Here is a 19526-nt window from a genome sequence, read left to right as displayed (position 1 = left end):
ATATTATGTTAACTAACTTTAAATAATAAACTTGTTATAAATAAGTCAGTTTTGTGATTAGCCTCCCCTTGTTCTTTTTAATCATTCTGTGTGATGGATTGTTTAGTTGTTTGTTTTATAAGTTGTTGATGAAAATGTCTCCAGATATAAATTATATTTAAGACAATAAAAAATGCAATTCGTTTTAACTGAACGCATTAAACGAATTGCATTGATATGATTACGGATAAGTTCTTAAAATTAGTTTGCTATAGCAATTGCTTCAATTTCAATTAATAAGTTATCGTTAATTAACTTTCTAACTTCGACAGCTGAACTTGCTGGTGGATTCTTAGTGTCAACGTATTGATCTCGTATATCTCTAACAATGGCCATTTGAGAAATATCTGTTAGGAAAAATGTTAATTTTACTACATCATTAAATCTTAATTCCGAAGTTTCTAATGCACTTTTAATATTTTCGAAAACTTGTCGCGTTTGTGTAGCTAAATCACCAATGCCAACTATTTGACCATCAGTGTTAATCGCTACTTGTCCAGATATGTAAATTGTTCGTTTAGCGTTACTAACTTCCACTACATGTGAATATCCAAAAGTTGGTGGCATCGTTTCTGGATTGATAAATTTCTTTTGCAAGGTGTCTCTCTCCTTTTTTATCAAGAAAATTGTAAAATCTATGTATTTACTATATTCAATCAATAAAATTAAGAATCCTTTATGATTTAAAAATAAAAAACCTTAGAATAGCTATCTCCATACCTATTCTAAGGTTTTTTAGGATTTTATATTTAGTTATCGCTAGTGGACATTGTTAAATTAATCTTTTCATAATCTCTTTTAAATTGATTATCATTTTTTAGCCAACGTTTGAAAGCCGATTCGCTTATTTCTAAATTTGAACAAGTTGTAGCATTACATTTATTTTTCATATATTCTTCAAGGGAATTTTGTTTTCTTTGTTTAACGGCAGTTTGAGTTTGTTTTAATTTTCGATCTTGTAATTGATCTAAACTCAGACTTTCTTTCTGAAACACTTCATATTTTCTATGCAAATAAATATCTTTGTCTTTATAAATCCAATTTGAAAATAGTTGTATTGATTTTCTTCCAGATAAAATAACGCGATAATGTTTGTTTTGATTTAGTAAATCGGCTCGTAAATTGCGATTTTGAAGAATTTGATGTAAAGAATTCATAAAGTTATATGATCCACCTACGAAATTAACTGTATAAGTTTCATACTTGACGTAACCATCCCCATCAAGTTAAATGATTTACATGGCATAATTCCGTGTATGTTCATAAGGTCGTCTTTTATTGTTTTGCTATTAATATTTAGCATGTATACGCTTGTTTTTTTGTTTTGATAAAGTGGCTGGTTTGTTTTTAGTTCTTTTTTTATATTTTCTAAAATATAACTTTCTTTTTGAGATATACTGACACATTGATTTTCTTTCTGTATAACACCATCTGCTGCTATAAACCCTAAAATATAAGCCATATTGTTTGACCACGTTTTAAAGTAATCTTCTGTTATGTCATACTTTCTCTTCCAACTCCCTATAGCGCGCCTTGGTACGTTATTGTCTGATAAAACCATACGAATATACCTTGCAGACACATTAGCAAGCACAGCGATTTCTGAGGTGCTCTTCCCTTCAGTATACAAATGCATGATTTCAGATTTTGATAGTTTACATTTTGATTTCTTTTTTCGCTCTATGTGCACTTACATCCTCTCCTTCCTTTCTTTTATTAGAGACATATTTTCTTCTATAACATACAACGAAACATATGTTCTTTGTTGCGTATAAGAAGGAATTTACTAAATAAAAACAATTTACATGTACTTAATATTTGTCTTAGCTGCTGCTGTGCGATTTGTACTTTATAGATACAAATAATGAATTTGACGGATTTATGAAATACAAGGCATTTTAGATGAAAGGTAAAATAATATAGTTTAAACTACAAATAGCTACAATAACAACATACGTAAATTGTTAATCGTAAAAAGGAGAACGAATGAATAAGAAATATACAAATCAAATTCATACTGATATGAGTTTTAAACCGAAAGATATTATAAGTTTAATGACGGATTACTTTAAAATAAAATCAAAGCTGCGTCCTATAAAGGGTTTGCCTATCGTTTTATCAAATAAAGATAATGAACCGTTAGAGAGTGTTACATGGTTTGGCCATTCTGCTTCTCTTTTGAAAATAGAAGGTAAAAAACTGTTATTAGACCCTATGTTTGGAGATGCCTCTTCCCCATTTCCTTTGTTTAATAGTAAACGCTATAGTGGTGTTTTTTCTTTAGAACGTGATGCCCTTCAAGAAATTGATGCGATTATCATTTCTCATAATCACTATGATCATTTGAATTACAAAAGTATTATGCAGTTAAAAGATCGCGCAAAGCACTTTTATGTTCCAACTGGAGTTGCACAATATCTTATTAAATGGGGTGTTTCGCCTAGTAAAATTAGTGAGCATAATTGGTGGGACGAAATTACGTTTGATAATATTAAGTTAGTATGTGCGCCTGCAAGGCATTTCTCTGGACGAAGTATGACAGATAGAGATTGTTCATTATGGTGTTCATGGCTTATCCTTGGTCAAGAGACTAAAATTTTCTTTAGTGGCGATAGCGGTTATGCCCCTCACTTTAAGGAAATTGGTGATAAATATGGTCCATTCGATCTTACATTGATGGAATGCGGACAATATGATCCGAGGTGGTCTGCGATTCATATGTTGCCTGAAGAAACTGTACAAGCTCATATTGATGTACAAGGAGAATTACTTCTTCCGATTCATTGGGGTGCTTTTACATTAGCATTACACGAATGGAGTGATCCGATAGAGCGTGTTACGAAAGAAGCTAACCGTTTAGAAGTTAAAATTACAACGCCTCAAATTGGCGAATCTATTACGTTAAAATCTACAAACTATCCTTCAACAGCTTGGTGGAGAGAAATTTAATTATAAATAGAAAAAGAGCGAACTCTCTTATAAGGAATTCGCTCTTTTTCTGTATTTAAACTTATTTCACTATATTTGATTTCCCGCTATCTAAAATTCTATTTGCTGGTACACTGGACATTTCAATCACTGTATTCATACTTTTATCAGTTAGTTCAATGAGTTCGTTTTCGTGATTGATTTTCTGTAAATCCCACACCATTCCATGGAACTCGTTATGCTGTCCACTTACCTTTACAATACTTTTCGTTTTATTTGTAGGTTGTATTTGAAGGTTTGTAAATAGGTTACCACTAATTTCATTTGGCGTTGTTACATTACTATCCATAAAAATCATATTTACACAATCTTCGAGAGAGAAGTTCATAAAACGGTTGGCATTTATCCATGCATGTCCAGATTGTGGTTTCTTTGCTACTAATTTCACCCCAGTTTCCATGCCTACAACTTTTATATTTTCAAAATTAATAAATGAAATTTCATTTTCCTTCCCACCAGAATACAAAGAAATGCCGGTACCTTTATTCGTTTCTGTCCAATTGATAATATTTATATCTTTTATTTGTGTTTTGTGCCAAGTGTTATAATACTTATTTTTTCCGTCTAAATATATAACTTCAGAATTAAATTTAGGATCATCTATAGCTATATAAGCTCCTTCAATAGAAGCGTTTTTTTCTAATTCTAGAACTCTAAAATTACCTTCAACAACAAATTGTGTTCCATAACCAAATAATAACTTTACACCCTGTTTCACTACGATTGGTGACGTAATTTTATACTTCTTATCATCAAGCAATACTGTTTTAATTTTACTAGATTCTGCTTTATTAATAGCAGATTGTATTTTGTTTGAATCATTTTTACCTTTAAAGTCTTCTACATACACCTTATCATTTTTAGCTAAACCTTCTTTTTTGTTGTATTGATAAAAAGCAATAGTAATTAAAACGATACCTATGAGTAAAATAATTATTTTCTTCATCACACTCATCCTCATATAAATTTTCTCCTTAGCTACTCTTCGAATAATCTATGGCTTTTATATTTAGGTGATAATTATTTTGCTGTGTATGATAGATTACGATTCTTACTTTTTATAATGGAATTATATTATCTATAGAGTTGTCCTGCTTAGCTAATTCTTTATTCCTATAATCTATTAATTTATGATTAGATAAAATAAAATTATGCTCTAATATTAATTCATTGTGGAGCACTTCAACTAAAAATTTAGGTATCATCTCTCCTACACCGTAATTATAGTCACTAAGAATCCAAGAAACCTCTTTCCAATCTAAAATTCCTTCTGAGACTTTTTTTGGAGTGTGATATGTAAATTCATGAAGTAACTCTACTAGATAAACATAAATACCGCCAGAATATGAAGAATCCTCCCATTTAATAATGCCTTTAAATTGAATTTGGTCATACGTAACTTTTATATTAGTCTCTTCCTTTATTTCACGAATCGCATTTTCTAAAGGTGTTTCTCCCTTTTCTATCTTTCCTCCTACCCCATTCCATAATCCTTTTACCGGATCATATTCTCTATTTAACATAAGTATCTCTTCATTTCTTTTTATAAAACATAAAGTGTGCTTGTACATAATGTGATTCCTTCCTCCGTTTTTAATAAGCTCTTACTGGAGATATAAGATGGATTGCTGCAGATTGCTCTCCTGCTTCAATCAATATCGGTCTCATAGAACCGCCAAAGCTTAAAGTAATCATTTCTTCTTTTATTGCTCTTAAAGCATCAACCATAAAACGCCCATCGAAAGATATATTTAATTGTTTTTCACCTTGAATCGCATCTATTTGTTGCGTTTCGGATATTTGCCCAATTTGAGAAGCGTTTGAAGAAATTTTAATTGTAGATTCGTTTATGATTTCTAAGTTAACATTGTTATTGGCCCATTCACTTGCTAATAAACTTGATCGATCTACACCTTGTAATATCTTTTTTCTATCTATGTTAATAATCGTTTTAAAGTCATTTGGAATAAGGTTAGAAATATTAGGATATTTCCCTTCAATTAGTCTTGAATATAATGTAGTTGTTCCAAGCGTAAATATAATATGACTCTCTGAAAGGTAAATATATACGAATTCCGAATTGCTGTTCATTAATTTTAGAAGTTCACTAATGGTTGCGCTTGGTACGATACAATTTGCTTTTACATCTGAGGAAAGTCGCGTTTCACGTATCGCTAGTCTATGTGAGTCAGTTGCAGCACAAATAAACTTATTATTAGATAACTCTATATGCACCCCAGTAAGAACAGGTCTAGATTCATTTTTCGCTACCGCAAAGACTGTTTGTTTAAATACTTCAATCAATTGCTCTGTCTCTACCTTGATTTCTGCATGATTGTCTATAAGCGGTACATTCGGAAACTCATCTGCAGGAAATCCATTTAAACTTAATGTGATTTCTTCTGATTGTATCTTAATAATTTGCTCATTCTTACTTTTTATTGCTATATCACTTGGCATTTTCTTTATTATTTCAATGAAATACTTTGCAGGTACAACAATAGTTCCTGCCTTTAAAATAGTTGCAATTTTTTCGTCTTCAATTGAAACAGGAATGAATTTTTCAATAAAAATATTCGAGTTACTTGCAATTAAAGTAATTCCAGATTGATCTGCAGTTATTTTTATACCAGATAATATAGGAATTAAAGATTTTGTTGATATCGCTTTGTTAACTTCTGAAAGTGCTTGAGTAAATTGTTTGTGATTAACGATGAACTCCATGTTTTCCCCGCCTTACATGAGATAATATTTTTATGAAGATTGATGAACGATTGTTCCGTTAAAAAAATAAGGTACTGTTTCTTTCTTTTGTAATAAATCTAGTAAATGTTCTGGTATGCGTAAATACGGTGCTGCTATATGTAATTCCATCCAAGTAATCTCTTCGATTTCTTTTGGTCTTGATATATATGTCTCCCCGCCGATTATTTCGCCTAGAAAATTAAAGAAAATTGCATGATGATCTCTTTCCTCGAAAAAGGCTTCGCTGATAGAACAAATCCCTTTTACGTTTATATGTAACCCTGTTTCTTCTTTTACTTCTCGAATTACTGCTTCTTCCAATGTTTCTCCTAATTTAACTGCGCCACCTGGTAATGTATAATAAGAACCATTTTCTCCTTTGTTTTTTACCATTAAGATCTTTTCGTTTGTTTTATCGTACAAAATCGCGTATGTAACATTAACTTTTTTCATATGTACCTCCTCTATTTTTAATAAAAGGAATTTTCTGTCTTCTATCCATTCTACCATTAACTCCTTTTAATATATATAAGTTAGTTAAGTCTTGCCTTTACCGCTATTGGTGGAGTTAATAAGAATGGGCCACTGATATATAAAGAAAGAACGTATCTTAGGAAGATTATCCAAAGAACGTTCTTGAAGTTTTAGCATGAAAATTGATTAAATTAAAACTAAAATTAATAATAACCTCGCCTTGATTACATTTGTATTCCAAATACTAATGTTAACAAATTCTATATACTTTTTAGCCGTTTTTCTAAATAATAATGATTATGTCCTTTCGGATGATCTTCACTTACTCCAATTACTTTATATCCATGTTTCTTATAAAAATCAGGAGCTTGGAAACTAAAGGTATCTAAATTAATTAACCTACACCCTTTTTCAATTGCAAATTCTTCAATAAGCTTTATTAACTTGTTTCCGTAACCTTCATGCCTATATTCTTCAGAAACCCATAGAAAGTCAACGTGTACATGGTGCCAAAAAATTATTGCTGTTACCCCACCTACGATTTCTTCTTTTTCATTTCTTACTATGAAACTAACCTTTTCTGAAGGTGTTTTTTCTTCATCTGCGAGATATTTTTGATTATATTCAATTACTTTCTCTCTTATGTAATCACTATCTTCTTGTACCCACTGCTGTACTATTTTCATTTTAAGTGTCACGCTCCTTTTTACTTATCTATTCAATTTTATAATGATATTGTCCTGTCTTTAATGAGTTAGTAAAGAAGCAAAGTTAATGGAATAAAAAAGAGCCCTAACATGAGGACTCTTTTTAAAATTAAGCAACTTTCCGATGTAAATGTTTTAGTTCCTTTTTCTTTTCTGCAGTTGGTGGACGGATTAATATTGAAATAATGAAGGAAATAACACTTAAAACACCGATTATAATGAAAGTTGGTTGAAATCCCCCGAGTATCGCTCCAATAAATGATCCTGCAAGCGCACCAAATCCGAAACCTTGGTAGACAATGCCGTAATTTGTACTATGGTTTTTTAATCCAAAGAAATCTCCGACAATAGCTGGGAATATAGTTATATTACCACCGAAGCAAAAGGCGACACTTGCTACACAAGCAAAATAGATTCCGTAATTTAGCGGAATAAAACTTAAAGTAAAGACTGACAATCCTATAATAATAAACGTTGCAGAGACAATTTTCATTCGGCCGATTTTATCTGATAGCGTCCCAAGAATAATTCTACCTACTGTATTAAAGATTGCAATCATAGCAACGGCGTTTGCAGCGGTTGCTGCGCTAAGTCCAACGAGTTGTACGCCGATATCTTTTACCATACTTATTAAATACAAACCACCCATACACGAGGTGAATAACATAAAAAATAGGAGATATACTTGTTTCGTTCGCATCATTTCACGCGGAGTATAGTCATTGTGTAATGTTTCAGTTACAGCATTACTTACAATTGCCTCACGTAAGAAGAACGATCCGATTAACACTAAAAGTAACACGATAATACCCCAATATAAGAATGCTTGTGATACACCAAGGTTATTGATAAGATTTCCGTTTATATATCTAAAGATTAAGCTGCCCATTCCATACGCTGATACAGATATACCTGAAATAAGCCCTTTCCGATTTGGAAACCATTTAATTAAATTAGATAGTGATGTAATATAAGCTGTTCCATCCGCATAACCAACAACGACACCAGCTAATAAATATAATAGTGGTAAAGAAGAAACTTGTGAACTAAGTATTAAGCCGAGTCCTAAAACAATTCCTGCAGTAGCAATAAGTTTTCGAAGTCCTAATTTTTTCTGCAACTTTGCTGCAAATAAAGTTGAGAATGATAAAGAAAAACTTGTTATGGAGAAAGTTATCGCTACTGAATTAAGATTCCATCCAAACTTACTTACAAGGGGTTGATTAAATAAACTCCATGTATAAATTGTTCCAAGGCCAATTTGAACAATGATTGTACCTAGAACAATTAGTAACGGATTTATAGAACTTTGTTTCATACTAACTTGTCCCCTTCTTTTATCTTGACATGAATTTTCACAGTTAGTATATCCATCATAAAAAGTAAGATACTGTACGGAAAATGGAAATTGAATTCATGTACACAAAAAGACACTCCATAATGAAGTGTCTTTTTGCAGGTTATATTAGATTTACTTAAAGAAAGCTTTGTTAAGATAAGACATTTTCAAATGCTTATGTAAATAGAATACCAAAAGATTTCAATCATGTGATGGGACTTAAGATGTATTTTTCATTCATCATATAGTCGGATGGACGAAAAATTAATATTCAATTTCATCAAAATCTTTCGGCTGCGGTACCGTTTGCATATTAGCTGCATCTTTCGGATCGCTATAAATCGCATTTTGTTCTGTATTTACATCTTTGATCTTTTGCTTTTTGTTTTTATTCATTTTATCTTTCACTTTCTCTCACTCCTTTTCATTATAGGAGTAATTATGCCCTATTACCGTTACGAAATGTATCAGCGACTAAATTGCTAAATTCACGTAAATAATATAAATAATTATCACCGCCGTAGTTATATCTTTTATTATACATTTTTGCAACAACTACATTATATTCAGGTATTACTAAAATAGTCGGTCCAGTAATCCCTAATATTTGATACGACCCTTTTGGAATACGTTCACCAAGTTCGCTTAATTGTGCAGGCTCATTTTGGATGAACCAAAACACCCCATTTTGTGGTAGCTCTTTGTTTATAAATGTTGGACTCTGCAAACTCGTAGCAATTTTTATAACTTCTTTTGGAATGATTTGTTTATCATGTATCATGCCTTGATTTAGATGAAGATTGCCCCACTGCGCAAATTCTCTAGCTGAGACAAATAGATTTTTTTCAGTACCATCATTTACTGTACCAATTCCACTTATCGGGTCTTCATTTGGATTATTAATAATTTCAACCAAATTTTCATCTTGCTGTATTCTCCATCCTGTTTCTTGAAATTTAGCAGGTTTAAAAACACGCTCTTTTAACAATTCAGGAAAACTTTTGTTATATAGCTGATAAATAAGAAGTGTCATCATTCTTACATTAATATCTCTATACGCCCATGATTGTCCCGGTTCAAATTCACGAAAAATTGTCCCGTCATTCGTTTCTTCTAATCCGTGCGAATGTGTTACTAAATGTCTTATCGTCGTTTTACCAAGCAATACAGGATCAAAGTCTTTAAAATATTTTATCGCTTCATCATCAATAGAGTTTATTTTCCCCTCATAAAGCGCATACGCTATTATTAATCCTAAATAACTTTTTCTAGCAGAAGCAACGTTAAATTGTGAAGGTGCTGTTACTTTCTTGCTTGTAGATGTATTTGAGTGATAACCACTATAATGCTCTAGCACGATTTTATTATCTTTTATAATACAAAGTGCTGCAGCAGAACTTTGATTTTTTTCTTTTATATTTTCTACCCAAGAAATCAACTTTTCGTATGTATACAAATAAATCCCCCTTAACACTAATACAAAATTACAGCATGAAAGAAAAGTATAAACAGTATTTACACCTTTCTTTCATATAAAATATTAATGATGTACTATATTTAAATAATCCACCAGTTCCAGCAATTAAAGCAACCAAAACAACCAGCGCAACCTACGCAACGTCCACCACAGCCACCACATCTACCGCCGCCACAACCGCCACAGCGTCCACCACAACCTCCGCATCCGCCACAACGACGTGCATCGTCTTGAATGTAGTAGTATGGATATTGACTTTGTTGTTGATCCCAATACACAACATTACCAGTTTGATAATCATTAAGATTTAATGTTTGTAGTTCATGTTGAAACTGATTCATTAAGAACCCCTCCATTTATAAATATAAATTCCGCCCAAATATTAAAGTTAATAAATTCTTGTGAACAAAGTAGAAACAAGACTATAGACTAAATGCGTACATCAACAAAATATGAACTTACACTAGGTGATGTACCTTGTTTTTCAGCCTATTTTCTTTATATTCATTCGATGGACGTATTTACTATAAATAAAGTGATTTAAAAATTACTAATCCAACAATTTAGTAGTTCATCACTTAACTTTCTTTCTAGTAATTCCTTCACTAAAGGCATTGGCATGATTTCATAATGATTTAAGGCTTCTTTATTACAATCTATCCATTGAAATGCTAAATGAGACTCGCTAGATTTCGGTGGTAAGTCCGTATGTAAATCTTGTGACTCTACTTCAAAAATGTGGTTAATTTCATGATGAAGCACTTCTTTATCTTGCCATTGATTTTCTATGACTCCTAAAAATTGTTGTATACTACAGTTTACTCCAAGTTCTTCTCTTAACTCTCTTATTAATGCATTCTCTGCTGATTCTCCAATTTCAACATGGCCACCAGGTAAAAAATAATGATGGCCAATATATTCAGCAACTAATAATTTTTCATCTTTTATCATGACTGCTCGTACAATATGATGAAATTTACTTTTCAATTGATATTCCTCCTAGTTATTCAATATATAGTTGCTCAAAATAGTCATTTAGTATTGGTATAATATAAATCATAGGTGTTTCATACGGATGAATATCATTAATAACTTCAAGAGCATCTTTTACAAGTTCTCGTTTACACTTTATTTCAACTTTACATTCTTGCCCTTCGCATATTCGACCAATTTCTCCATTAAAAGGAGATGCCTCGTCTAAAGGTCTCCAATATCCTTTCACTGAACTATAGGAAAGACAATGGTCATATTCGCCCGTTTTACATGCTCCAATTTTATTTAATTCATCCCTTAATGTTTCAATATATTCTTCAGGAATGAACACTTCAATTTTCACTTCAGTAAATTGCATATTTCATTTCATGCCGTTACTTCCTAATAGTTAAACAAATAAACGATATACTTGCTCGCCATCATACTCCTGTTCTAATGATTTGAAACTGTATCGTTCATATAGTTTCTTTGCAGAGATATTATCTTTATGTACGGTTAATCTAATTTCTTTACACGATTTAAAAGTATTTTTTATTATATTAATACTTTCTTGTAATGCTGCTTTTCCATATCCATTACCTTGCTGCGATTGATCAATAATAAATCCGTTAATCCAATACATATCTGATGTCTTTCTTACAACTGCATGCATTACAAAACCAACCATAAGGTCACCAACGTATATAGCGAATGGTATGTACTCTACATTGTCACCATCTGGTTTTATATATACTTTAGCAAGCGAAACTGCTACGGATGGAACAAATTTCAACTGATTTTCTTTAACTTGTAGCTTTAATGCTTCTTCCCAATTTTCTCTCGTAACAACCTTTAACTGGACATTCAATATTGTAAGCTCCTTTATCTAGAGGGATGTATTTTTATATTCAACGCATTGAAATAATTCCCTTTTTCGACAACAACTTATAACATGATTTTTATAAAATCTTGAATGAATTTTTGTTCATCTATTTCTAATGCTATATGGCCCCCTTCAGGTATAGAGCTAGGGCGGAAATCAGCAAATGTTTGTCCTTTCGTATCTCCGTATGTATCTACATTTACTGTACGATGCACAAATTCAAAAAAACTTGGATTTACTAATCCACTTATTGCAACCACATCATGTAGCAAAGGTCCTTCGATAGATGGATTAAGTTTTTGGTATGCAGATAAATAGTAATCATACATTGGTTTCATTATCATATGAAATGGATTCTTTGTATTAGCTTGAATATAGCTAAATACATTTGGTGTTAACACAGCTTTGTTTGTTACATTTAAAGGGAATATTAATAAATTCTTTGCTTGATGGAAAACAATTTTACTTGCTATAGGATCTCCATACACATTTGCCTCTGCTAACGGCGTAACGTTTCCTACTTCTAAAAAAACACCACCCATGAAATATATTGCTTTTACATTTAGCATTAAATCATTCCATAAATTAAAAGCAATTGCTAACGAGGTAGATCTTCCTACATCAACAATCGTTAAATCTTTTCCGTACTTTACAAGAATCGCAGCGATACTACCAAAATTGTATATTGGAATAGATAATACGCTTTCTGGAACATGGATGGGCCCTAATCCTTCTGCTCCGTGAATTTCAGGGTAGTACGTAGTAATTTCTTCTGTAAGTGGTTTTGTTGCACCACTAATGACAGGAATGTCTTGTCTATTTGCTAACTGTAAAATATACGCTGCATTATGTGCAGCATGTATATGCTCAACATTTCCGTATCCAGTTACAATACCTACAATTTCAATTTCGGGATGCAGTAAACTATACATAATGGCAAATGAGTCATCAATACCTGGGTCTCCGAAAAATAATACTTTTTCCAAGAAATACTCTCCCCTCATAAAAACATAGAGTCATCAATAACTATGTATATGAAAAAAGCAAATATATCTATGCGAATTTTAGAATGGATAATGTTTTACAAAATATTAAAAAGGAACTAGCGTATGCTAATTCCTTTCTTAAGTAACCATTCTCAAATTTAATTAATTATCGTATCCTTCATAAATTGCATCATTTATTTGATTTTGTATTTTTTTATCATCAGGTACAGGTTTCCACCAATTTCCTGTAATAAATAACATAGTTAATAAATTATAACTATCACTAAAGTAGCTTTCTCTCTTATTCTTCATCCAATCCCAACCGCTATTTACCCACTTTTGATTATTGCTATCCGTTATACTTGCAGCAATAAATGGCGAAACGAATACACCAGTTGGATAACTACCAATATTAGACCCGTTTAATTGATAACCATCCACAATTTTAGAAGGATTTCCATTCGTTTTATTTTGAATCCACGAAGAGACTTTATCAGAAATGACTTTACTTCGCTTCTCACCGTACATCGCATAGTCCATTACAATTCTTAAAGGTACTCGACTAGCATTATAATAATATGCATTTGTATATTTTGACTCATCTAAGAAGTCTTTAGGTGCGGGTTGTGGTGGGTTTTTTACAACGAAATCTGAAATAAGCCCTGTATTTGGAGAGTACTTATTACTAAATTGCGTATAAACATCGTACAAATTATTAATAACAGTAAGCCAAGTTTTATCACCTGTAAATTCATAAAATGCTCTAAGGTGTGACATCATCCAATCAGATGGCCTCGTATCAAGTGAATTTTTAGAATCCCAATCTCCTAAATTTAGTCGGCTATTATTTGTAACATTACTAGCTTTAATACCTTTTGTAATCATGTCTTGTGCTTCTTTTAAATAATTAACTGTTCCATTTGATCCCCACTGCTTATGAGCAAGAAGAAGAGAATACGCAATATCTAAATCCCCATCAGTAGCAGAATCAAAATGACCTTGTGCTTTTTTACTATCTGCGACAACCCATCCCATTAAATTAGGATTTTGAGAGCTTTTAAAAGTTCTTGCTGTTTTAAATAAACCATCATAGATTTTTTGGGCATTTGAATCGTAACCAGCCATTAATACTGTAATTATCATCCCATACCCTTGACCTTCTGAAGTTCCAAGTGGCTTAAACCCATCCGCATCACCCGTAATCTCTCCTTTTACGTAATAACCACCAGGTAAAGAAGATAAATCATTTTTCAAATATTTCTTTTTCCAATTATCGTAGTAACTTCTTACAGAAGCATTTAAACTTTCCTGTGTAACATGAGTAGGTTTTATAACACCTGCATAATTAACTTGCTGGGGAAATGGTTTCATTTCCTTTGCAGCAGCTACTTGTTGATTAACTACGGGAATAGAATTTTGTACTGAATTGTCCGTTACATTTGCTGCGAAACTAGAATTAGAAAAACTAGCTAGACCGATTCCTATAATAGAAATACATGTGAAAATATTTCTTTTTCCATTCATTATGTTGTCATCTCCTTTTAAAATGCTTACTACATAAAATGTAACATACAATATTTAACTGAAATACAAAATATTATATTTATCAACATAAGAAAGAAACTATATGAAAAAGTATCATAAAATTATTATTGAATTACGTTATACGGATTGATTATTTGCTAAATTCCTATGTTTTTCTTTTCTTAATACTGGTATATGAGCAATCACGATACCAAGTATAGTAATCCCTCCGCCAATTATCGAAACTAAAGTTGGCACTTCTCCTAACCATAACCAAGCAATAAAACATGCAGTTACTGGCGTTAAATATAGAGAACTTGTTGCCTCAGCAGCACCAGCATGAGATATGATATAGGCCAATGCGATATATGGGAGTACTGTTGGAAATAAGCCTAAATATAAAACACTCACATTCACTTCAAGAGGAGCTGCTAGTATTTCTGTATACATTCCCGGTAAGAAAATAAGCATACATACAGTACTAGATAAAATTGTATATATGGTAAATGGTAAGAAGCCGTACTTTTTTAAGTAAGAAGTTTGAAAAACAAAATATAGGCTTTCTGAAATCGCTGCTAATAATATAAATAATCCCCCACTATTCAATTGAATAGCATCTCCTTGACTAAATGATATGAGAGCAATTCCTATAAAACTAATTACACCACCGATCCAACCATTTAATTTCATTTTTTCGTTTAAAAATATAGAAGCAAGAATTGCCGTTACTATAGGTGTGACCGAAACAATTAAACTTGCAGAACCAGCATTTACTGTTTTTTCGCCGTAGTTTAATGCAATGTGATAAAAAGTGAATCCTAAAGCACCGAACATAAAAATTGCTGGGATATCCTTTAAATCCGGTAGCCGTAACTTGTAGATAAAAGAAAACAACAGAAGTATAAATGAAGCGATTAATAAGCGTAGTAAAGTAAGATGCTCAGGTGTATAAGATTCAAGCCCCATACGAATTGCCGGAAAAGCAGTTCCCCATATAAGAATCGTAAACGCGTGTGCATATATAATGCGTAAATCCCATTTTTTATTATGCATGTTTTCTCTCCCTTTCTAATAAACCAACCATTTTTAAATTACCAATTATTTCTTTTCATCATATTTAATAGTTGATACAATGTCTTCAACCAGTTATTTATCGTAAAAACCAACCACTTGGCATTTTTAAATTGAACGAGGGAGTTTTTTTATGACAACGAATAAAAAACTGCCTAAATATCGGCAGATAGTAGATTATATGAAAGAAAAAATCGAAAACGGAGAATGGCCGATCGGAAGTAAGATCCCTAGTCAAAGGCAGTTAGCAAAATTATTTCATGTAAATCGAAGTACTGTAATAACTGCGCTCGATGAACTTATGGCAGATGGCTTAATTCAAGGGAAAATCGGAGCAGGAACAGTTGTAACAAATAATACATGGTCATTATTAGCGACGAATCCCCCGCCTGATTGGAGTGAATATGTAAAAGCTGGTATTCATAAACCTAGCAAGTTAATGGTACGAGAAATAAATGAAGCAGAAGCAAATAAAACACTTATCCATCTTAGTAAAGGTGAACTTGCACCTCAAATTTTCCCGCTAAAAACGATGCAGTCCATTATGAAAAACGTAAGTGACGAATTAGATTATTTCGGATACGAAGAACAAAAAGGTTTTTTACCGTTACGTGAGGCAATAAGTAACTACGTAAAATCATTCGGAATACATGTATCACCGGGTTCTATATTAATCGTCTCTGGTGCATTACAAGCATTGCAATTAATATCAATTGGTCTTTTGCATAGAGAATCAACTGTTTTACTTGAACAACCTTCTTACTTATATTCACTTCATGTATTTCAATCAGCAAATATAAATTTATCTGGTATAGCTATGGATCATCACGGTATTTTACCTAACGAATTATTAAAACGCATTAAATACAGTCAAAAGAAAAACATTTTATATTCTATTCCTAGTTTTCAAAACCCAACTGGGATATTAATGTCTCAAGAACGAAGAAAAGAAATAATAAAGATATGTGAAAAGGAACAGTTACCTATTATTGAAGATGATATTTATCGTGAGTTATGGATTGATGAACCCCCTCCAGCTCCTTTAAAATCAATAGATAAACATGGACATGTATTATATGTTGGTAGTCTATCTAAAACACTTAGCCCAGGACTTAGAATTGGATGGATTATTGGACCTGAACCAGTTATTGAAAGATTGTCAGATATAAAAATGCAAACAGACTATGGATCGAGTTCGTTATCCCAAAGAGTTGCTGCTGAATGGATAAAAAAAGGTTTTTATGAAGAACATGTTGCAAACGTAAGAATTCAACTAAAAGAACGAAGACAAATCATGATACGGGCTTTAAATAAGTATTGTGCAGATATTGCCACTTGGGATATTCCTAACGGCGGATTCTTTATATGGCTTAAGGTTGTACCTAGCATTCCGATGAAGAAATTATTTTCAGAGGCACTATCAAAGGGAATTCTTTTAAATCCAGGACGTATTTATGAAGAAGAATCAGAACCGTACATTCGTTTATCATATGGATATGCTTCTCCAGAACAAATGACTCACGGGGTTAAATTGCTGAGTGAATTAATCCGTAAGCTAATGGCATAATAAAAACTCCTCTTTTTCTATAGAGGAGTTTTTATGTATCTTATTTACCACAACCGCATTTCCTGCCCCAACACAATAAGTCCTTCATAAGGATCTCCTTCAATGTTTAATACTTGAGCAAAAGCAGGTTCTGTTTTTATACCGTTCTCTTTCAAGCGAAGAATTTCTTCCCTTATATGTGGATGCTGCATTAATAGCATGTGCTCTACTATCATATGTCTATATGCATTTTGGTTACGCACTGGCTTAGGCTGAGCAAATAATTCAAATTCAAAACCTTCGAATTCAAAATTTACCTTTATCGATTCAGTACCTTTCATTTTTTTCTTTTTTATATTGAACCCTCTATAAGAACCATATAAAGATCTCATTTCCTGCTCAAAAACATCAAAGTTATGTACTTCCATTACTATATCTAAGTCAGATTGGAGAGTATCAATTCTTATAGGGATTGTCCCGCAAAGAACGGGACTATACAAAGCTAAATCCTCCATTATGTTTAGTTTATTTAAAACATCATATACCTTTTGTTGTTTGTCATTCCCTGATTGTAAATATGTAATAGATGTAAACATGGAAGTCTCTCCTTCATTTCACGTAATACGTGGCTCACTAAAATCAAGAAAAATTTGTCCGTTTAAATTTGTTCTAGGATTACCTTTATTTCAATATATTAAGGCCAACAAACAATATGTTTCAACTTTTCTCCTATACTGCAATACTATAAAAATAAAAAAGGAGGAATTATTATGAGCATTTTTAACATTCTTTTAACCATACACATACTATTTGGAACAATATGCTTAATCACTGGTATTGTAGCGATGGTTGCTCAAAAGAAGAAAGGAAAACATACTGAATGGGGCGAGATATATCATGCATCCTATGTTGTCATTACCCTTACGGCAATAATATTATCCATTATCAACTGGGATAAAATCGCATATTTATTTTATGTAGCAATCTTCTCTTATTCATTTGCAATTTATGGATACCTCGCACGAAAAAAACGTTGGAAAAATTGGCTCCATCACCACATTAGAGGTATGTTAGGTTCTTATATAGGTGCAGTCACCGCACTTTTAGTAAATGTCGGCATCCATATTCCCATTATAAATTTACTTCCGCCAATATGGTTTTGGTTTTTACCCACATTAATTGGTATCCCCCTCGTAGCCAGTGTATCAAAAAAATATAAAAAGCGTAGTTAAAATTAATTACATTTTGATTACTTTCTGATTATTAGAATGAAAAATTATACTCTATATATTACGAATGATATTATGAGCACTCGTCCTATGAACATCTATAATAAAATGCCGCCCAACAGGACGGCTCTTATTTTTACTTTACAAATGTAACATATTCACCAGAAACCCATTGATTTCCACCAACATTATACCAACCATCTTTATATCCAAACGATTGATATTTTGCACCTTGGTACACATTTTTCACAATACCGTAATTTGTTCCTGGTCCGGTACGAACACGCAATACATCCGCTATTATAGTAACTACGCCTACACCATCGTTTGATGATTGTGAAGTTGCGGGTACATTTCCTCCCGTATAACGAATATATGATGGATCGTTATAAATCCACTGATCGCCACCTAAATTTAACCAGCCATTTGATTGCCCAAATACTTTGTAGGACTCTCCTTTCCCTAATTGGCGAATAACACCATATCCAGTACCAGGTCCTTTTCGTAAATTTACATTGCTACCGTTAATATAAGCTACCCCTACACCATCATTCGTTGGAGGAGGAGTCGCTACGTTTTGAAAACCTTTTCCAAAAGTATCCGTTCCATACCCTTTGTAGTTATATTGCAAATGCGGGCTATCCACAAATCCTTTCCAGTCACCGCCCCATTCAAAGCCAATTTGTTTAGCATAACGAATTGCTGATGCCCACGGTTCTTTATTATAGCCATTCCAATCTTCTGTACCATTCGACTGAATTGGAACAAAATCTAATGCTTGTCCTACTAAGTGATATGAGCGCATCGTTTGCGATGCTCCTTTACGAACATATTCACGTTGTTGCTCGACCGTACGGATTGTTTCGTAAATTAACACTTCAATACCATTGTCAATGCAGTACTGATACCACTTAAAAGCGGCAGCTTTCGTATTATCCGCTAATTTATTCAGATTACTTACATTTCTATTGTGGTATTTCAATATGCAACATCTCCTTTTCTATTATCATATGCAAAATTCGTCTCATGGGTTGTACATATACCTAGAACGATACGAAGTACAAATACATAAGAAGCCAATTCATCTAAAAAGGTTTTCACTTCTAGCTTCAAACTTTGTAAACTGAAATCAAAGCAATAAAAAACCACAACCTAGGTCTTCCAGTTGCGGTTTTTGGTATTTTCTTTTGATATGATACATGCCTTCTTGCATTGATAATCCTAGTATACAGGTTGTGTAAATTTTCCCTTTATGAATAACACTACTTATTCATGATTTTTCAAATCCAATATTGAATGTAAATGATCTGGATAATTGGTAAACATCCCGTCGACTCCCCATGCAAGTAACTTTTTCATATCATTTTCATTATCTACTGTAAATGGATGAACTTCTAATCCACTTTTCTTTATTTTCTTTACATAATCTGAATCGATATATTTGTAATTCATACCAAGACCTATGCAGTACATTTTATACTTTTCTATCTCTAATTTTGTTAATTGAACTGCTTTTTTATAAGGTAATAATTGTACTATGGATATA

The 19526-nt window shown here is 32.3% G+C and carries 23 protein-coding genes and 1 pseudogene; 3 read left to right on the top strand and 21 right to left on the bottom strand.

Annotated elements, in window-relative coordinates; genetic code table 11:
• Positions 1-240: 240 nt before the first annotated feature.
• Positions 241-636, bottom strand: coding sequence for a RidA family protein (locus DN403_RS14385; protein ID WP_016077585.1), 396 nt, complete (start codon positions 634-636; stop codon positions 241-243).
• Between the two features lie 152 nt (positions 637-788).
• Positions 789-1729 (bottom strand): annotated as a pseudogene (locus DN403_RS14380) (LAGLIDADG family homing endonuclease).
• A gap of 296 nt (positions 1730-2025) precedes the next feature.
• Between DN403_RS14380 and DN403_RS14375 the strand changes: the two are divergent.
• On the top strand, positions 2026-2988 hold the full coding sequence (locus tag DN403_RS14375) for an MBL fold metallo-hydrolase (protein ID WP_149185547.1): 963 nt from the start codon (positions 2026-2028) through the stop codon (positions 2986-2988).
• A 61-nt stretch (positions 2989-3049) separates the two neighbouring features.
• Here the strand turns inward: DN403_RS14375 and DN403_RS14370 are convergent, their stop codons facing one another.
• The 15 genes from DN403_RS14370 to DN403_RS14305 all read right to left on the bottom strand — a co-directional run bounded on the left by DN403_RS14370 (position 3050) and on the right by DN403_RS14305 (position 15187).
• Complete coding sequence (locus DN403_RS14370) at positions 3050-3988, bottom strand: hypothetical protein (RefSeq protein WP_001242971.1); 939 nt, start codon at positions 3986-3988, stop codon at positions 3050-3052.
• Between the two features lie 97 nt (positions 3989-4085).
• Complete coding sequence (locus DN403_RS14365) at positions 4086-4598, bottom strand: NUDIX hydrolase (RefSeq protein ID WP_002082688.1); 513 nt, start codon at positions 4596-4598, stop codon at positions 4086-4088.
• Positions 4599-4620: 22 nt separating this feature from the next.
• Entirely contained in the window at positions 4621-5751 is a 1131-nt protein-coding gene (gene dnaN, locus DN403_RS14360; protein WP_000394476.1) for a DNA polymerase III subunit beta, read from the bottom strand.
• Between the two features lie 30 nt (positions 5752-5781).
• A complete protein-coding gene (locus DN403_RS14355) occupies positions 5782-6225 on the bottom strand; it encodes an NUDIX hydrolase (RefSeq protein ID WP_000757601.1) in 444 nt (147 codons plus the stop codon).
• A 281-nt stretch (positions 6226-6506) separates the two neighbouring features.
• Positions 6507-6932, bottom strand: coding sequence for a GNAT family N-acetyltransferase (locus DN403_RS14350; RefSeq protein ID WP_000706899.1), 426 nt, complete (start codon positions 6930-6932; stop codon positions 6507-6509).
• Positions 6933-7062: 130 nt separating this feature from the next.
• On the bottom strand, positions 7063-8271 hold the full coding sequence (locus tag DN403_RS14345; protein WP_086398308.1) for an L-lactate MFS transporter: 1209 nt from the start codon (positions 8269-8271) through the stop codon (positions 7063-7065).
• 285 nt (positions 8272-8556) lie between these two features.
• On the bottom strand, positions 8557-8700 hold the full coding sequence (locus DN403_RS31170) for a hypothetical protein (protein WP_000653367.1): 144 nt from the start codon (positions 8698-8700) through the stop codon (positions 8557-8559).
• A 31-nt stretch (positions 8701-8731) separates the two neighbouring features.
• On the bottom strand, positions 8732-9748 hold the full coding sequence (locus DN403_RS14340) for a serine hydrolase domain-containing protein (protein WP_137073677.1): 1017 nt from the start codon (positions 9746-9748) through the stop codon (positions 8732-8734).
• Between the two features lie 101 nt (positions 9749-9849).
• Positions 9850-10110 carry a heterocycloanthracin/sonorensin family bacteriocin gene (locus DN403_RS14335; RefSeq protein ID WP_001071342.1) on the bottom strand — a complete coding sequence of 87 codons (261 nt, stop codon included), beginning with the start codon at positions 10108-10110 and terminating at the stop codon, positions 9850-9852.
• A gap of 199 nt (positions 10111-10309) precedes the next feature.
• Positions 10310-10756, bottom strand: coding sequence for an NUDIX domain-containing protein (locus DN403_RS14330; protein ID WP_000836826.1), 447 nt, complete (start codon positions 10754-10756; stop codon positions 10310-10312).
• Positions 10757-10772: 16 nt separating this feature from the next.
• Positions 10773-11120, bottom strand: a complete 348-nt coding sequence (gene cutA, locus DN403_RS14325) for a divalent cation tolerance protein CutA (protein ID WP_001160789.1) — start codon at positions 11118-11120, stop codon at positions 10773-10775.
• A gap of 30 nt (positions 11121-11150) precedes the next feature.
• The gene (locus tag DN403_RS14320; protein WP_001102681.1) at positions 11151-11609 is read right to left on the bottom strand and encodes a GNAT family N-acetyltransferase; all 459 of its coding nucleotides are present in this window, start codon (positions 11607-11609) and stop codon (positions 11151-11153) included.
• Positions 11610-11686: 77 nt separating this feature from the next.
• Complete coding sequence (locus tag DN403_RS14315) at positions 11687-12610, bottom strand: nucleoside hydrolase (RefSeq protein ID WP_000416801.1); 924 nt, start codon at positions 12608-12610, stop codon at positions 11687-11689.
• 162 nt (positions 12611-12772) lie between these two features.
• Positions 12773-14134 (bottom strand): family 8 glycosyl hydrolase, encoded by a 1362-nt coding sequence (locus DN403_RS14310; protein WP_001013606.1) that lies wholly within the window; start codon positions 14132-14134, stop codon positions 12773-12775.
• 138 nt (positions 14135-14272) lie between these two features.
• A complete protein-coding gene (locus DN403_RS14305) occupies positions 14273-15187 on the bottom strand; it encodes a DMT family transporter (protein ID WP_000551632.1) in 915 nt (304 codons plus the stop codon).
• Positions 15188-15338: 151 nt separating this feature from the next.
• On the opposite strand from DN403_RS14305, the gene norG reads away from it, so the two are divergent.
• A complete protein-coding gene (gene norG / locus DN403_RS14300; RefSeq protein ID WP_000210495.1) occupies positions 15339-16772 on the top strand; it encodes an efflux pump transcription regulator NorG in 1434 nt (477 codons plus the stop codon).
• Between the two features lie 44 nt (positions 16773-16816).
• Here the strand turns inward: norG and DN403_RS14295 are convergent, their stop codons facing one another.
• The gene (locus DN403_RS14295; protein WP_000495184.1) at positions 16817-17347 is read right to left on the bottom strand and encodes a DUF4269 domain-containing protein; all 531 of its coding nucleotides are present in this window, start codon (positions 17345-17347) and stop codon (positions 16817-16819) included.
• A 174-nt stretch (positions 17348-17521) separates the two neighbouring features.
• On the opposite strand from DN403_RS14295, the gene DN403_RS14290 reads away from it, so the two are divergent.
• Positions 17522-17983 carry a DUF2306 domain-containing protein gene (locus DN403_RS14290; protein ID WP_000021744.1) on the top strand — a complete coding sequence of 154 codons (462 nt, stop codon included), beginning with the start codon at positions 17522-17524 and terminating at the stop codon, positions 17981-17983.
• Positions 17984-18116: 133 nt separating this feature from the next.
• Here DN403_RS14290 and DN403_RS14285 read toward each other — a convergent pair whose 3' ends face one another.
• The 3 genes from DN403_RS14285 to DN403_RS14280 all read right to left on the bottom strand — a co-directional run.
• Positions 18117-18962: a M15 family metallopeptidase gene (locus DN403_RS14285; RefSeq protein ID WP_086398306.1), complete on the bottom strand. Its 846-nt coding sequence runs from the start codon at positions 18960-18962 to the stop codon at positions 18117-18119.
• Positions 18959-19129 carry a hypothetical protein gene (locus tag DN403_RS31165; RefSeq protein ID WP_000232343.1) on the bottom strand — a complete coding sequence of 57 codons (171 nt, stop codon included), beginning with the start codon at positions 19127-19129 and terminating at the stop codon, positions 18959-18961. The genes DN403_RS14285 and DN403_RS31165 overlap by 4 nt, the downstream gene beginning before the upstream one ends.
• Before the next feature lie 117 nt (positions 19130-19246).
• A partial coding sequence (locus DN403_RS14280; protein WP_276568407.1) for a glycerophosphodiester phosphodiesterase family protein occupies positions 19247-19526 on the bottom strand: 280 nt, incomplete at its 5' end.

It is taken from the genome of Bacillus sp. AY2-1, assembly GCF_008368965.1.
In the GTDB taxonomy this organism is placed as follows: Bacteria; Bacillota; Bacilli; order Bacillales; family Bacillaceae_G; genus Bacillus_A; species Bacillus_A thuringiensis_S.
This window is presented reverse-complemented; position numbering and strand designations above follow the sequence as displayed.

Bases quoted from the DNA above. Each gene is read 5' to 3' on its own strand.
- DN403_RS14335 (WP_001071342.1), bottom strand. From the start codon at position 10,110: ATGAATCAGTTTCAACATGAACTACAAACATTAAATCTTAATGATTAT.
- DN403_RS14370 (WP_001242971.1), bottom strand. From the start codon at position 3,988: ATGAGGATGAGTGTGATGAAGAAAATAATTATTTTACTCATAGGTATC.
- DN403_RS14355 (WP_000757601.1), bottom strand. From the start codon at position 6,225: ATGAAAAAAGTTAATGTTACATACGCGATTTTGTACGATAAAACAAAC.
- DN403_RS14310 (WP_001013606.1), bottom strand. From the start codon at position 14,134: ATGAATGGAAAAAGAAATATTTTCACATGTATTTCTATTATAGGAATC.
- DN403_RS14345 (WP_086398308.1), bottom strand. From the start codon at position 8,271: ATGAAACAAAGTTCTATAAATCCGTTACTAATTGTTCTAGGTACAATC.
- DN403_RS14290 (WP_000021744.1), top strand. From the start codon at position 17,522: ATGAGCATTTTTAACATTCTTTTAACCATACACATACTATTTGGAACA.
- DN403_RS14295 (WP_000495184.1), bottom strand. From the start codon at position 17,347: ATGTTTACATCTATTACATATTTACAATCAGGGAATGACAAACAACAA.
- DN403_RS14305 (WP_000551632.1), bottom strand. From the start codon at position 15,187: ATGCATAATAAAAAATGGGATTTACGCATTATATATGCACACGCGTTT.
- DN403_RS14350 (WP_000706899.1), bottom strand. From the start codon at position 6,932: ATGAAAATAGTACAGCAGTGGGTACAAGAAGATAGTGATTACATAAGA.
- dnaN (WP_000394476.1), bottom strand. From the start codon at position 5,751: ATGGAGTTCATCGTTAATCACAAACAATTTACTCAAGCACTTTCAGAA.
- cutA (WP_001160789.1), bottom strand. From the start codon at position 11,120: ATGCAATTTACTGAAGTGAAAATTGAAGTGTTCATTCCTGAAGAATAT.
- DN403_RS14375 (WP_149185547.1), top strand. From the start codon at position 2,026: ATGAATAAGAAATATACAAATCAAATTCATACTGATATGAGTTTTAAA.
- DN403_RS14365 (WP_002082688.1), bottom strand. From the start codon at position 4,598: ATGTACAAGCACACTTTATGTTTTATAAAAAGAAATGAAGAGATACTT.
- norG (WP_000210495.1), top strand. From the start codon at position 15,339: ATGACAACGAATAAAAAACTGCCTAAATATCGGCAGATAGTAGATTAT.